A 15199-nucleotide genomic window follows, 5' to 3' on the forward strand; every position below is an offset into this window, starting at 1 on the left:
AGCGCGGTGCGCTCGGGCAGCCGGCGCAGCGACGGGAAGTCCAGGTGGTCGGCGTGCAGGTGCGACACGAGTACGGCGTCCGGCGCGCACGGCAGCTGCGGGGTCGGCCCGCGGCGACGGCGCAGATGGGCGAGCCGGTCCCGCAGCAGCGGGTCGGTCAGCAGCCGGGTCCCCGAGTCCTCGATCCACGCGGTGCTGTGCCCGCACCAGGTCAACCGGACCACACCGACACCCACACCGCCCCTGTCACGCCTGCCACCGTAACGGGCTGAGCCACCGGCGGCACACTGCGCCACCGACGGCGCCGGACGATGGCGAGGCCCGGGCCGATCGATCCGGAGCCCGCAGCGCCCCTCGGGCCCCACGGGCGACACCGGGAGCGTCTATCGTGGATCCCCGACGAGCCAGTGAAGGGAGACCGGTGTGTCGGGTAGTGGTGCGCAGACCGAGGAGGTCGGCCCGCCGACCGTGGACAGCACCGTCCCCCATTCCGCCCGGGTCTACGACTGGTGGCTCGGCGGCAAGGACAACTTCGCCGTCGACCGGGCGATGGGCGAGGCCATGATCAAGGCCATCCCGACGCTGCGGCAGATGGCATCGGAGAACCGCCGCTTCGTGCATCGGGTCGCTCGTCACCTGGTCGCCGACCGGGGCATCCGGCAGTTCCTCGACATCGGCACCGGCATCCCCACCCGCCCCAACCTGCACGAGATCGCCCAGTCGATCGCACCCGAGACCCGGGTGGTGTACGTCGACAACGATCCCATCGTGCTGGCCCATGCCCGCGCCCTGATGATCAGCACGAAGGAGGGGCGCAGCAGCTACATCCACGCTGACCTCCGCACGCCGGAAACGATCCTCGCGGACGCCACGCTCGTCGACACGCTCGACCTCACCCAGCCGGTGGCGCTCACCCTCATCGCCGTCCTCATGCTGCTCGGCGACGACGAAGCCCCGGCGGCCAGGCTGCGGACCCTGATGGACGCCCTGCCGTCCGGCAGCTATCTCGCGATCAGCCACCCCACCCAGGACTTCAATCCGGGGGAGATGGGTGCCGCGGTCGCGGCGGCCACCCACGGGGGCATGACGCTGGTTCCGCGTACCCGGGACGAGATCGAGCGGTTCTTCGACGGTTGGGAACTCATCGAGCCGGGGATGGCACCCGTGCTGGCCTGGCGGCCCGACGGGGACGCTCCGGCCGATCCCTACGCCGCGTACTACTGGGCCGGGGTGGCACGCAAACCCTGACCACGATCCGCCTCCTGGGCGGCGAGCCATCGGCGGATCGACTCGTGCGGGAGTCCCGGCGCCCGGTGGCCGTCGCGACCGGTCATGGTGTCCGCCGCGACGAGAGCGTTCACCACGGCTTCCTCTGTCGCCTCCACCACCGCCGCGTAGCAGGCGTCGATCCACCCCCACGGAATGAACTGGATCTGTTCGAGCTGGTCGGTCCCGGCCTCCGGATACCGGCTGCCGAGCATGCCGGGGTTGGCGGTCGAGAACGCCAGGAACAGGTCGCCGGAGAAGTGCGAGCCGCTGGTGCCGGTGCGGGCCAGCCCGAGGGGGACCCGTCTGGCCAGCGCCGCGCACTGGCCGGGTAGCAGCGGCGCGTCGGTCGCCACGACAGCGATGACCGAGCCGGCGCCCGGCGGGAGGCCCTCCCGGACGGCCGGTGGCCGTTCGTTCAGGAGCCGGCCGACCGGAACTCCGGCGAGGGTCAGCTCGTGCCGGGCTCCGAAGTTGGCCTGCACCAGCACGGCGACGGTGTAGGTGCGTCCACCGAAGGGCACCAGCCGCGACGACGTTCCGGTCCCGCCCTTGAAGTCGTAGCAGATCATGCCGGTGCCACCACCGACCGAGCCTTCGGCGACCGGACCGCCGCGGACGTCGTCGAAGGCGGCCAGGACGGTTTCGGCGCGGACGTGGTCGCCGTTGATGTCGTTGAGGTACCCGTCGCCGGATCGCTGCCGGCGATGCCAGGCCCTACCGCATCGGGTCGGGCCCGATCCCGGCCCTCACCGCGTGCCGTCGAGCGCGCGCGTGACGACGATCAGATCGTCCGCGCCGAAACCCTCCCCCACCGCCCGTCGCCACTCGGCGGCGAGCGCCTCCGCGGCCGGGAAACGGCCGGGCGGCGCCTCGCGCAACGCGAGTTCCACATCCTTGAGGGCGAGGTCGAGCGGGTACTGCGGCCTGTAGTCGTCCCGGCCGACGCGCTCCAGCTTCTCGGCGGCCCAGGGCGACACCAGCGGGCTTCCCCGCAGGGCCTTGAGCACCGTGGCGCGGTCCAGGTCGAGCGTGCCACCGAGGGCGACTGCTGCGGCGATCCCCTCGGCGACGAAGGCGAGCAGGATGTTGTTGACCAGCTTCAACCGCGAGCCGGCGCCCACGGGACCGACCCAGACCGTCTGCTGCCCGACCGCGTCGAGGACCGGTGCCACCCGGTCCCGCACCTGCTCGGGTCCGGAGGCGAGGACGACGAGCCGGCCCTGCTGGGCCGGTCCGCGGCTGCCGGCCACCGGAGCGTCGACCAGCGTCACCCCGGGACGCCGCGTGGCGACGGTCTCGGCCAGGCGCTCGGTCTCGGACACCCCGATGGTGCTCATCTGCGCCCAGACCGCGCCGTCGGGGAGCGCGGCCAGCATTCCCTGGTCGATCGCGATGGACCGCACCGCGTCCGCGTCGGTCACCATGGTCACCACCACGTCGGCCTCGCGGACCGCGTCGGCGGGGCTGGCGGCGACCTCCGCGCCCTGCCCGGCGAACCCCTGAGCCGGCTCCGGGCGCCGGTTCCAGACCACCGTGGTCAGCCCGGCGCGGATGATGTTCGCCGCCATCGGCGCTCCCATGCCGCCCAGCCCGAGCACCGCCACCCGCGTCATCGCCCGTCCCCCCGCCGCACCTATCCGGCAGCGTAGGCAAGACGCGGACGGCGGGCGGTCGGATCGCAGATACTCACGGTGACCGGGATAGCGCGGAACGTGGGACTCGGGTGAGGTGACAGACGGATGAACGGTTCTCGTGGCTCCTCGTATCGCTGCTGACGGGCGACCGGCCGAGGTCGTCCTGCCACGTCGCCCGGCGCGTGGCTACCGGGCGCTGGGCCTGGCCGGGTCGGTCGTGACCGTGGTGGGCGGGCTGCTCGCCGGTGTGGCGCCCCTCGGCGAGATCGCCATCGACCTGCCCATCATCCTGGACCTGCGGGCGTCGGCGGCGTTGTCGGTGTTCGTGGCCTACCTCGGGCTCACCATGCTCCTACTGGCGTGGTGGCGACTCGGCGTGGCGGTACGCACTCCGAACGGTCCGCGCCTGCGCGATCTGGCGACGACGGCGGCCTGGTGGGGAGCGCCGTTCGCCCTCATCACCCCGATCTTCAGCGGTGACGTCCACAGCTACGTCGCCCAGGGCGCGATGACGGCGGCGGGCCTGGACGTGTACCGGGTGGGCCCGTCCGCTCTGGGCGGTCCGCTGGCCGTCAACGTGCCGGAGATCTGGCAGCACACCCCGGCGCCGTACGGGCCGGTCTTCCTCGAACTGGCGGGGGCGGTGGCCAGGCTGACCGACGGCGGAGTCTGGGCCGGGATCATCGGGATGCGGATGCTGGCCCTGCTGGGCGTGGCACTGCTGATGTGGTCGGTGCCCCGGCTGGCCCGCGTCTGCGGAGCGCGGCCGACGACCGCGCTGTGGCTGGGCGTGCTCAACCCCCTCGTGTTGCTGCACCTGATCGGCGACGCGCACAACGAGGCGGTGATGCTGGGCCTGATGTGCACCGGATTGCTGCTCGCGCTCAGGCGTCGACCGGTGCTCGGCGTCGTGCTGATCACGCTCGCCGCCCTCGTGAAGGCGCCAGCGGTGCTGGCGATAGCCTTCGCCGTCCCGATCTGGGCGCAACAACTGAGCCTCCGGCGGGCGCGCCGGCGGGCGGCGCGCCGGGCCGCCCTCGTCGCCGCCGGCACCGCCCTGACGGTGACCGCCCTCGCCGGCACCGGCTTCGGCTGGGTACGGGCCCTGGACACGCCCACCCGCGCGCACACCTGGATGTCCCTCACCACCGACCTGGGCTGGGCGGTCGGGACCTTGGCGCACCACCTCGACGGCCTCGACGTCGCGCGCGCCATCCAGGCGTTCTGGCTGGCCGGGATGGCCCTCGCCGCCGGGGTGACCCTGGCCCTGTGGCGCCGGGCCACCCGGATCGGACCGGTCGTCGCGCTCGGCCTGTCCCTGGCCGTGGTGGTCATCGCCGGCCCGGTCGTGCACCCCTGGTACCTGCTCTGGGCGATCGTGCCGCTCGCCGCGGCCGCCCGCACCGCCCTGGCCCGCCGGGCGCTGGCGGTCGGCTCGGTGGTCCTTGTCCTGCTCGTGCTGCCCGGTGGCGTCCAGCCCGGCCTACCCGCATTACTCGGCGCGGTCCTGGGAACGATGACGGGACTCATCGCCGCGGCGCCCACCCGGCTGGCCCGCCCACGCCCGAAGGCCCTGCCCTGCCCGGCTGAGACGTACGGGTGACGGCTCGCTGATGCGGTGGGTCTCGGCACTGCTCGGCCTGGCCGTGCTGGTCGTCACGGTGGGCAGCATCCTGCGCAACCTGGTGGTGCCGCGTGGCCTGGGATCCGCCCTGGTACGCGTGCTGTGGCAGTCGATGCGGTGGCTGCTGCGGCACGCGTCGGCCCCCCTGCACAGCTACGAGGTGCGCGACCGGTTCCTCGCCTGGCTCGCCCCGATCGTGCTGATCGCCATGCTGTGGTCCTGGCTGTTCGGGCTGCTGGTCGCCTTCGGGCTGCTCATGCAGGCGGTCTCGGGGATGTCCTGGCCGGACGCCTTCCGGGAGGCCGGATCCAGTCTGTTCACCCTCGGATTCGCGTCCGGCACCCGCCGGCAGCTCAACCCGCTGGACTTCATCGCCGCCGCGAGCGGACCGCTGGTCATCGCCCTGCAGATCGCCTACCTGCCGACCCTGTACGGCGCCTACAACCGGCGAGAACGGGAGGTCACCCTGCTCGTGTCCCGCGCTGCCCATCCCGCCTGGGGGCCGGAACTGCTGGCCCGGCAGGCCCTCGTCGGCACGGTGGACGAACTGAAGGGGCTGTACGAGGACTGGGAGCGGCTGGCCGCGGACATCGGTGAGACGCACAGCAACTACCCGGTGCTGCTGTCGTTCCGCTCCCCGCGCCCGTACCGCAGCTGGATCGTCGCCCTGATCGCGGTGATGGATGCCGCGGCCATGCACATCTCGCTCGCCCCGACCGCGGCACCCGTTCCCGCCGCGCGGCTGATGCTGCGCTCGGGCTTCACCGCGCTGCGCGAGATCGCCCGGGTCGTCCGCGTACCGTTCGATTCCGACCCCGACCCCGACGGTCCGCTTCAGCTCACGTTCGCCGATTACGCCGAGGCGGTCGCGCACGTGGCGAAGGCCGGCTTCGCCGTGGAGCGCTCGGCGGCGGAGTCCTGGCCCGACTTTCGCGGCTGGCGGGTCAACTACGAGAGCATCGGCCATGCGCTGGCCCGTAACGTCGACGCCGTTCCGGCGCTCTGGACCGGCGGTCGCGACTTCCCCAGCGAGCCGATCACCCCGTCCCGGCCGACGGACCGAAAGCCCGGGCGGCCCGGAAATCGCCCAGTCTGACGCGGGCCGGCATAATTGGCAGCAGGGCGGCCAAAAACTTTTGTGAGGTTCCTACAACCGCACCCTCCAGGGTTCGGTGGTTACGACATGGCGCTGCCCGGCGGCAGGCGGAAAGGTGATCACTGCCGGGGGCTGCCGTCCCGCGGCACGTACCTGTGGGTCTACCGGAGGGGTCGGTCGGGTGTTCAGCCGTATCGCCATCGTCAACCGTGGTGAAGCCGCGATGCGGCTCATCCACGCGGTCCGAGAGCTGGCTGCGGAGACCGGCACCCGGATCGAGACCGTCGCCCTGTACACCGACGTCGACCGTACCGCGACCTTCGTGCGTGAGGCGGACATCGCCTACGACCTCGGTCCCGCGTCCGCGCGCCCGTACCTGGACCTGGCGGTGCTGGAGCGCGCGCTGGTGGAGACCGGGGCGGACGCCGCGTGGGTCGGCTGGGGCTTCGTCGCCGAGGACCCGGCGTTCGCGGAGCTGTGCGAGAAGGTCGGCGTCACCTTCGTCGGGCCGAGCGCGGAGGCCATGCGCAAGCTCGGCGACAAGATCGGCGCGAAGCTGATCGCCGAGGAGGTCGGCGTGCCGGTCGCGCCGTGGAGCCGCGGCGCGGTCGAGACCCTGGACGCCGCCCTGGCGGCGGCGGCCGAGATCGGCTACCCGCTGATGCTCAAGGCGACCGCCGGTGGCGGCGGGCGCGGCATCCGGGTGATCACGAGCGAGGCCGAGCTCGCCGACGCGTACGAGCGCACCAGCCAGGAGGCGGCGCGGGCGTTCGGCAGCGGGATCGTGTTCCTGGAGCGCCTGGTCACCGGCGCCCGGCACGTCGAGGTCCAGGTGATCGCCGACGGCCAGGGCACCGCGTGGGCGCTCGGTGTGCGCGACTGCTCGGTGCAGCGGCGCAACCAGAAGGTCATCGAGGAGTCGGCGTCGCCGGTGCTCAGCCCGGCGCAGGCCGCCGAGCTCAAGGCGTCCGCCGAGCGGCTCGCCGTCGCGGTCGGTTACCGGGGTGCGGCGACCGTCGAGTTCCTCTACCACCCGGGCGACCGGCTGTTCGCGTTCCTCGAGGTCAACACCCGCCTGCAGGTCGAGCACCCGATCACCGAGTCCACCACCGGATTCGACCTGGTCAAGGCGCAGCTGCACGTCGCCTCCGGCGGCCGGCTGGAGGGCGAGCCGCCGGTGGAGCGCGGGCACGCCATCGAGGCGCGGCTCAACGCCGAGGACCCCGACCGCGACTTCGCGCCCTCCCCGGGCCGGATCGCCCGGCTGGACCTGCCCGCCGGGCCGGGCATCCGGGTGGACACCGGGGTCAGCGAGGGTGACACCATCCCGGCCGACTTCGACTCGATGATCGCGAAGATCATCGCCTACGGCCGCGACCGCGAGGAGGCGCTCGGCAGGCTGCGCCGGGCGATGGCGAACACCACGGTGATCATCGAGGGCGGCGCGACGAACAAGAGCTTCGTGCTCGACCTGCTCGACCAGCCCGAGGTGATCGACGCCAGCGCGGACACCGGCTGGATCGACCGGGTTCGCGGCGCGGGCCGGCTCGTCGCGCACCGGCACTCCGGCGTCGCGCTCGCGGCCGCCGCGATCGAGGCGTACGAGGAGGAGGAGCGCGTCGAGCGGCAGCGGCTGCTGTCGACGGCGGCCGGCGGGCGCCCGCAGGTGCAGCACAAGAGCGGCGGACCGCTGGACCTCAAGCTGCGCGGCGTCGGCTACCGCATGCGCGTGGCGCGGATCGGCGCGCACCGGTTCCGCGTCGGCATCGAAGCGGGCGACGACGTCCGCACCGCCGACGTCGAGGTGCACCGCTTCGACCGGCACACCGGGCAGATCGTCGTCAACGGCGCCCGGTACCGGCTGCTCACCGGTACGCACGGGCCGATCCACCTGGTCGAGGTGGACGGCGTGACGCACCGGGTCAGCCGCGACGAGGGCGGCGTCCTCCGCTCCCCCATGCCCGCCCTGGTCGTCGCCACGCCGCTTCAGGTCGGCGCCGAGGTCGAGGCGGGCGCGCCGGTGCTGGTGCTGGAGGCGATGAAGATGGAGACGGTGCTGCGGGCGCCGTTCAAGGCGCGGCTGAAGGAGTGCGCCGTCTCCGTGGGCAGCCAGGTGGAGGCCGGCGCGCCGCTGCTGCGGCTGGAGCCGCTCGCCGACGAGGCCGCCGAGACCGCGACCGGCCCGACCGGCGGATCTGTCGAGGTGGACCTGCCCGTCGCGGCCGACGAGCTTCCGGCGCCCAGGCGCGCCCGGCGCGGCCAGGAGGACCTGCGCGGCCTGCTGCTCGGCTTCGACGTCGACCCGCACGACGACCGCCGGGTGCTCGACGGCTACCTCGCCGCCCGCCGGGCGGCCACCGAGGCGGGCCACCGGCCGCTGGCCGCGGAGATCGACCTCGTCAACGTGTTCGCCGACCTCGCCGAGCTGAGCCGGAACCGGCCGACCGGGGAGGACGGCGCCGTCGGCAGCCACGTGCACAGCGCCCGCGAGTACTTCCACACCTACCTGCAGAGCCTCGACGTCGAGCGGGCCGGGCTGCCGGACGCGTTCCAGGCCAAGCTCGCCAAGGCGCTCGCGCACTACGGCGTCACCGAGCTGGACCGCTCCCCCGAGCTCGAAGCCGCCGTGTTCCGGATCTTCCTCGCCCAGCAGCGCGCGTCCGCCGACGCCACGGTCGTCGCGGCGCTGCTGCGCGCGTGGTTGCCGGAGCCGCCGCCGGACGAGACCCTGCGCGAACCGGCCGGCCTCGCCCTGGAGCGGCTGGTGGCCGCCACGCAGGTCCGCTTCCCGGTGGTCGCCGACCTCGCCCGCGGCGTGGTGTTCGCCTGGTTCGCGCAGCCGCTGCTGCGCCGCAACCGCGCCCGCGTCTACGCCGAGGTCCGCAAGCACCTGCGCCACCTGGACGCGCACCCGGAGGCGCCCGACCGCGCCGAGCGCGTCGCCGAGATGGTACGCAGCACCGAGCCGCTGGTTCGGCTGCTCGGCCAGCGGCTCGTCCGCGACCACCTCGACAACGCGGTCATGCTGGAGGTGTTGACCCGGCGGTACTACGGCAACAAGGCGCTCACCAGCGTCCGTACCCACGAGGTCGCGGGTTGCACGTTCGTGGTCGCCGAGCGCGCGGAGTCGAGCGTGGTCTCCGCCGCGGTGCGCTTCGACGCGCTGGGCGGCGCGTTGCGTGGGCTGGCCGAGCTGGCCGACGGCGAGGACGCCATCGACGCCGACATCTACCTCGCCTGGGAGAACCAGCCCGAGGACTTCGACGCCACGGTCGCCGCGCTGCTCGAGGTCATCAACGCGTACCCGCTGCCCCGGCAGGTCCGCCGGCTCACCACCACCGTCGCCGGTCGGGCCGGCGCGGTGATGCACCACCACTTCACGTTCCGCCCGTCGGACGCCGGCATGGCCGAGGAGCGGCTGATCCGCGGCCTGCACCCGTACATCGCCGAGCGGATGCAGCTGGAGCGGCTGCACAAGTTCGACCTGACCCGGCTGCCGTCGTCGGACGAGGAGGTCTACCTCTTCCAGTGCGTGGCGCGAGAGAACCCGTCCGACGAGCGCCTCGTCGCGTTCGCGCAGGTGCGTGACCTGACCGAGCTGCGCGAGCACGACGGCCGGCTGGTCGCGCTGCCGACGACCGAGGACACCGTCGCCGCCTGCCTCGACTCGATCCGCCGCGCGCAGTCGCGGCGGGCGTCGAAGACGCGCTTCACCACCAACCGCATCGTGATCTACGTCTGGCCGCCGAGCACTCTCACCCGCGAGGAGATGGAGATGATCGCCGGGCGGGTACGCCCGACGACCGCGGGGGCCGGGCTGGAGGAGATCCTGTTCATCGCGCGGCAGCGCGACCGCACGACCGGCGAGCTGACCAAGATCGCCGTACGGATCTCCTTCGACGCCACCGGCGGCGCCGAACTGACCGTCGGCGAGCCGCCGGTCGAGCCGGTCGAGCCACTCGACGACTACCGGCTGAAGGTGCTGCGCGCAAGCAGCCGCAACACCGTGTACCCGTACGAGCTGACCGGCCTGCTCGGCGACTTCGTCGAGCACGACCTCGACGACGACCACGCGTTGGTGCCGGTCGACCGGCCGAAGGGTCGCAACAGCGCGGCGATCGTCGCCGGCGTGGTCACCACGCCGACCCCGCGGCACCCGCAGGGCGTCACCCGGGTCGTGCTGCTCGGCGACCCCACCAAGTCGCTGGGTGCCCTGTCCGAGCCGGAGTGCCGCCGCGTCATCGCGGCGCTGGACCTGGCCGAGCGGATGCGGGTGCCGCTGGAGTGGTACGCCCTGTCCGCCGGTGCCCGGATCTCCATGAAGTCGGGCACGGAGAACATGGACTGGGTGGCGGCGGCGCTCAAGCGGATCGTCGAGTTCACCCAGGACGGCGGCGAGATCAACATCGTGGTCGCGGGCATCAACGTCGGCGCGCAGCCGTACTGGAACGCCGAGGCGACGATGCTCATGCACACCAAGGGTGTCCTGGTCATGACCCCGGACTCGGCGATGGTGCTCACCGGCAAGCAGTCGCTCGACTTCTCCGGTGGCGTGTCCGCCGAGGACAACTTCGGCATCGGCGGCTACGACCGGGTGATGGGCCCCAACGGGCAGGCGCAGTACTGGGCGCCGAACCTGCCCGCCGCCCGGGACGTGCTGATGTCGCACTACGACCACACGTACGTGGCACCCGGCGAGGCGGCGCCGCGGCGGGCGAGCACCACCGACCCCACCGACCGCGACATCTCCACCTTCCCGCACGCGGTGGCCGGCAGCGACTTCACCACCGTCGGCGAGATCTTCTCCGCCGCCGCCAACCCCGACCGCAAGAAGCCGTTCGACATCCGGACCGTGATGCGGGCGCTCTCCGACCAGGACCACCCGGTGCTGGAACGCTGGGCGGGCATGGCCGACGCGGAGACCGCGGTGGTGCAGGACGTACACCTCGGCGGCATCCCGGTGTGCCTGCTCGGCATCGAGTCCCGGGCGGTGCCGCGGCGCGGCTTCCCGCCCACCGACGGCCCGGACACCTACACCGCGGGCACGCTGTTCCCGCGGTCGTCGAAGAAGGCCGCGCGGGCGATCAACGCGGCCAGCGGCAACCGGCCGCTGGTGGTGCTGGCGAACCTGTCGGGCTTCGACGGCTCGCCCGAGTCGATGCGCAAGCTGCAACTGGAGTACGGCGCCGAGATCGGCCGGGCGATCGTGAACTTCCGCGGCCCCATCGTGTTCTGCGTGATCTCGCGGTACCACGGCGGCGCGTTCGTGGTGTTCTCCAAGGCGCTGAACCCCGACATGACCGTGCTGGCGCTGGAGGGCTCGTTCGCCTCCGTGCTCGGCGGCGCTCCCGCCGCGGCGGTGGTGTTCTCCGGCGACGTCGACGCCCGTACCGCGGCCGATCCGCGGGTGCGGGACGTGGAGGCCCGCCTCGCGGCCGCCACCGGCGCCGACCGGGCCGCGTTGGCCGCGGAACTCGACGAGCTCCGCTCGTCGGTCCGCGCGGAGAAGCTCGGCGAGGTGGCTGCGGAGTTCGACCGGGTGCACAACATCCGGCGCGCGGTCGAGGTCGGCTCCGTCGACGCCGTCATCAGCGCCGCCGAACTCCGTCCGCGCATCATCGAAGCCATCGAGTCGCGGCTGCGTTAGCCCGGCCCAGGCCAGGTTCGCGTGGTGACCGGTGCGGAGTACCGGTCACCACGTACGGTCCTCGGCTACCCGCCGTCGACGTGGGGTGCCCGCCGGGCGAGCAGGAAGACCCCGGCGACCAGGACGGCCAGGGCGAGCACCTCGCCGACCAACGCCCACGGCGCGGTCCGGATCTCCTCGCCGAGCCAGAGCAGGCCAACGCCGATCGCCACCAGGGGGTCGCTGACGGTGATCGTGGCCAGGGCCGGCGCCCCCATCGGGCCGGCCTGGTAGGCGTTCTGGCTCAACAGCACCCCGAACGGGCCGAGCACGATGATCGCGTACGTCTGCCACTGCCCGAGCAGCGCTGTCGGGTTGCCCTGGAAGTGGAACGCGATGCTGCTCACGAGTCCGGCGGTCACGCCGTAGCAGATGCCGGCGGCCAGAGCCAGCGGCAGCGGACGCCATCGCCGGCTCAGCCCGACGGCGGTGGTCAGGCACAACGCCACCGAGCCGACCACCGCGACGCCCAGCAGCACGGCCGCCCAGACCGATTGGAAGTTCCGGCCCTCGTCGACGGACGGCCGGGCGACCAGCAGGAAGGCGGAGAGGCCGAGCAGGCAGAGCACCGATTCGAGCAGGATCGCGCGGTCCGGGCGGACCCGCTCGACGAGCGCGAACAACAGGACGTACCAGAGCAGGCCGGTGATCAGCAGCGGTTGGACCAGCACCAGCGGGATCAGGCTGAGCGCGGCGATCTGCAGGGCGAACGCCACGCCGGCGAGCACCACCGACCAGCGCCAGCCACGCTGCCGGACCAGCCGGAACAGCAGGCTGGGCCGCCCGGCCGGCTCCTCGGGGGTCCGCCTGGACGCCCGGAACTGCAGCACGGAGGAGGCTCCGAACGCCGCGGCGGCACCGAGGGCGATCGGCGTGCCGGCCAACACGTCGGCGATCAGCACCTGCCCACCGATCCGGTCATCCGTGCTCCCCCGGGCGGCCGGCCCGGCCCGGCCGGTGGTGCACGGGGTGGTTTCCGCCGGCCGACCGGTCGAGCCGGCGCGGCAGCGGGACGGTCCGCCACGGCACCCGCAACAGCAGCCGCACGATCAGCAGGCCGAGCAGGTATCCGCCGACGCTGTCGGTGAGCCAGTGGTAGCCGAGGTAGGTGGTGCCGATGAAGGTCAACACCCCGGGCACCCACTGCAGCAGGCCGCGGATGGCGACGGTCAGGTACGGCGCGAGCAGCATCGCCAGCACCCCGTAGTAGACGATGGCGTTGCTCACGTGCCCGGAGGGGTAGAACTCCTCCGGGCCACCGCTGAACAGCTTGACCGAGCCGTGGTGCGGGGCGCCTCGCGAGGTCCATCGCTTCAGACCGACGATCAACAGGGTGCTCACGATCGGGGCCAGCCCGGCGGGGATGATCGGCCGCACCGTCCGGTGCCGCCAGGCGAGCCAGAAGGACACCAGCAGGGTCACGGTGAGCAGCGGGCCGCCCTGACCGAGGTAGTCGAAGATCAGCATCAGCACCGACACCGGCCCCGGCCGGTGCCCGTCGCACCAGTCCCGCACGGTGATGTCCAGGCGCAGCAACGGCGGCCACCACACCAGCGCGGCGGTGAGCCCGGCGAGCGCGGCGACCAGCAGCCCGTCGAACCACCAGCCGGCCGGTACCACGGCCAGGGCTGGTCTGCCCAGCGGCCGCGTCCGGCTGCCGCCGATCGGCGCCCGCGGCGACGCTCCCGCCGCCATCGATCCTCCCCGCCTGGTCTGGTCGCCGGAGGCCCGGCGATCGTCGGTCGTCCAGCCGACGGCCGCCGAGAGACGCACCGTGCACAAGGGCTAAAGTAGTCCAATTCCTGAAAATACGGAGCAATTGGCCCGGTAGCCTGCAATTCACGTGGAGAGAACGATGGTGGGCGCCGCCCTTGCGCCGCGCACCACCTGGGGGGCACACGACATGCCAGCGACCGGGACCGGCTGCCCGACACTGTCACCTGCGGTCGTCCGCGGTGGCGGTCGGATCGTGGTGCGGCTGGGCGTGCCGCGCGAGTGCGATCGCGCCGCTGACGGCGAGCGCGAAACCCAGCACCGCGATCCGCCCTGCACCGGGGCGCACCTGGTCACCGAGCACCAGCCAGCCGGCCACCGAGGGCACCAGCGTCTGCCCGACGATCGACGAGGCGGAAACGACGGTGACCGCACCGCGCTGCAACGCGGTCGCGTAGAGCAGCAGGCCGCTCAGCCCGGCGAGCACCACGGCATAGCCGGCCGGGCTGGTCAGGACCGTGCCCACGCTGCCGGCCCCACCCAGCAGCCGGGCGCCGACGGCCGCCGAGCCGAAGGACAACCCGGCCAGGAACCCGGGCAGCGCGGGGCCGCGCAGCCACGGGCTGCCCAGGTATGCCGTGACCACGAAGGCGAGCACCGCCCCGAGCAGCCACCAGTCGACCTGCGCGGCCACCCGGGCCGGTGGACCGGTCCCGGCCGAGGCCAGCAACAGCAGCAGGCCGACCACCACCCCGCCGATCGCCACCCAGTCCCGGACGGTCAGCCGGACATGCAGCACCAGCATGGCGACCAGCGCCACCAGGCTGAGGTTCGCCGCGTTCACCGTCTGCGTCACGAAGACCGGCACCGTGCGCAACGCGGTGAAGCTGAGCCCGGAGGACGCGCCGTCCAGAGCCAGACCCGCCGCGTACGGCCCGCACCGCAGCAGCCGCCAGAGCAGTCGGGGGTCGAGGTGCGCGGTGGCCGCCACCCGGCGCGCCCCGATGGACTGCAGGATCGCCGCGGTGGCGCTGCACAGCGCCGCGGTGATCGCCAGCACGAAGCCGAAGGCCATGAACGGATCCCGAGGTGGTCGGTGCCGGACCACCTGGTCGGGGCCGGCCTTGACGCCCGCGCTTACCCACCAGGAAGCGACTCTCGCGCCCGCCGGCACCCGAATCCGGCGGGCGACCCGTGACCCCGTCCGACGGCCGGCCCGGCCGGGCGGCCGGCCCGACGGAACCCGCCGAGCCGGCCGCGCGCCGCGTGCTGATCGTCTCGGCGGACATCGGTGGCGGGCACGACGCCACCGGCCGGGCGCTCGAGGAACGCGTCCACGCGCTGTGGCCGGGCAGCCGGGTGGGATGGGTGGACACGCTCGACGCGATGGGGCCCGGGGTGGGTCGGGGCTTCCGCCGCACCTACGTCACCAATGTCGGGTCGACGCCCTGGCTGTACGAGTTCTTCTGGTCCTCCCTCTGGCGGCACCGCTGGTTCGCCGAGTCCTCGAAGTGGTTCACCGGGGCCTGGGCCGGGCGGCGGCTCGCCCCCGTCGTCGAGCGGTTCGATCCGGACCTGATCGTCTCCACGTACCCGATCGGCAGCTCCGGGCTGGCCTGGCTGCGCCGCCGCCGTGGACTCGGGGTGCCGATCGGGGCCTGGGTCTCCGACTTCGCGCCGCACCCCTTCTGGGTCTACCCGGACCTGGACCTGGACCTGGTGGTGCACCCGGCCGCGCTACCCGTGGCGGCGGCCGCCGCGCCGGGCGCGCCGCTGGGGGTCTGCGCGCCACCGGTGCTCGAGCGGTTCCATCCGGGCCAGCAGGCCGACGCGGCCCGGCGTTGCGGCCTCGACCCCGACCGGAAGCGGGTGGTGGTCGCCTGCGGCTCCTACGGTTTCGGGGCGGTCGAGGAGGCGATCCGCGCGCTGGTCGACGTCGGGGACGCGGTCCAGGTGGTCGCGGTGTGCGGACGCAACGAACGGCTGGCCGAACGGCTGTCCCGCCTGGCCGCGCCGCCGGGACGACTGCTGGTCCGCCGCTGGGTGGACGACATGCCCACCCTGCTGCGGGCCGCTCATCTCCTGGTGACCAACGCGGGGGGCGCCACCGCACTCGAGGCGTGGGCCACCGGTACGCCGGTGCTGATGTACCGGCCGATCGCCGCGCACGGCGCGGC

General features: G+C 73.2%; 10 protein-coding genes and 1 pseudogene. 5 read left to right on the top strand and 6 right to left on the bottom strand.

Annotated features, from left to right (window positions below):
• The coding region (locus ONA70_RS26785; protein WP_265009258.1) for an MBL fold metallo-hydrolase at positions 1-224 on the bottom strand (224 nt) is incomplete at its 3' end.
• Between the two features lie 199 nt (positions 225-423).
• Between ONA70_RS26785 and ONA70_RS26790 the strand changes: the two genes are divergently transcribed.
• Positions 424-1248, top strand: coding sequence for an SAM-dependent methyltransferase (locus ONA70_RS26790; RefSeq protein WP_265009259.1), 825 nt, complete (start codon positions 424-426; stop codon positions 1246-1248).
• Here the strand turns inward: ONA70_RS26790 and ONA70_RS26795 are convergent.
• Positions 1218-1943 (bottom strand): annotated as a pseudogene (locus ONA70_RS26795) (P1 family peptidase); the annotation flags it as partial. The gene ONA70_RS26790 and the pseudogene ONA70_RS26795 sit on opposite strands and share 31 nt — an antisense overlap.
• Positions 1944-2015: 72 nt before the next feature.
• Positions 2016-2882, bottom strand: a complete 867-nt coding sequence (locus ONA70_RS26800; protein WP_265009260.1) for an NAD(P)-dependent oxidoreductase — start codon at positions 2880-2882, stop codon at positions 2016-2018.
• 139 nt (positions 2883-3021) lie between these two features.
• Here ONA70_RS26800 and mptB point away from each other — a divergent pair, with 139 nt between their 5' ends.
• From mptB to ONA70_RS26815, 3 genes are all read left to right on the top strand, one after another.
• A complete protein-coding gene (gene mptB / locus ONA70_RS26805; protein WP_265009261.1) occupies positions 3022-4506 on the top strand; it encodes a polyprenol phosphomannose-dependent alpha 1,6 mannosyltransferase MptB in 1485 nt (494 codons plus the stop codon).
• Between the two features lie 10 nt (positions 4507-4516).
• Entirely contained in the window at positions 4517-5623 is a 1107-nt protein-coding gene (locus ONA70_RS26810; protein ID WP_265009262.1) for a hypothetical protein, read from the top strand.
• 181 nt (positions 5624-5804) lie between these two features.
• Positions 5805-11270 carry an ATP-binding protein gene (locus ONA70_RS26815; protein ID WP_265009263.1) on the top strand — a complete coding sequence of 1822 codons (5466 nt, stop codon included), beginning with the start codon at positions 5805-5807 and terminating at the stop codon, positions 11268-11270.
• A 65-nt stretch (positions 11271-11335) separates the two neighbouring features.
• On the opposite strand, the gene ONA70_RS26820 is transcribed toward ONA70_RS26815, so the two are convergent.
• From ONA70_RS26820 to ONA70_RS26830, 3 genes are all read right to left on the bottom strand, one after another.
• Positions 11336-12211, bottom strand: coding sequence for a DMT family transporter (locus ONA70_RS26820; protein WP_265009264.1), 876 nt, complete (start codon positions 12209-12211; stop codon positions 11336-11338).
• 16 nt (positions 12212-12227) lie between these two features.
• Entirely contained in the window at positions 12228-13004 is a 777-nt protein-coding gene (locus ONA70_RS26825; protein ID WP_265009265.1) for a phosphatase PAP2 family protein, read from the bottom strand.
• Positions 13005-13245: 241 nt separating this feature from the next.
• Positions 13246-14097, bottom strand: a complete 852-nt coding sequence (locus tag ONA70_RS26830; protein WP_265009266.1) for a DMT family protein — start codon at positions 14095-14097, stop codon at positions 13246-13248.
• Between the two features lie 119 nt (positions 14098-14216).
• On the opposite strand from ONA70_RS26830, the gene ONA70_RS26835 reads away from it, so the two are divergent.
• Positions 14217-15199: MGDG synthase family glycosyltransferase (locus ONA70_RS26835; RefSeq protein ID WP_265009267.1), on the top strand; the 983-nt coding region annotated here is incomplete at its 3' end.

This window comes from Micromonospora yasonensis (assembly GCF_026013475.1).
GTDB classification, from domain to species: Bacteria; Actinomycetota; Actinomycetes; order Mycobacteriales; family Micromonosporaceae; genus Micromonospora; species Micromonospora yasonensis.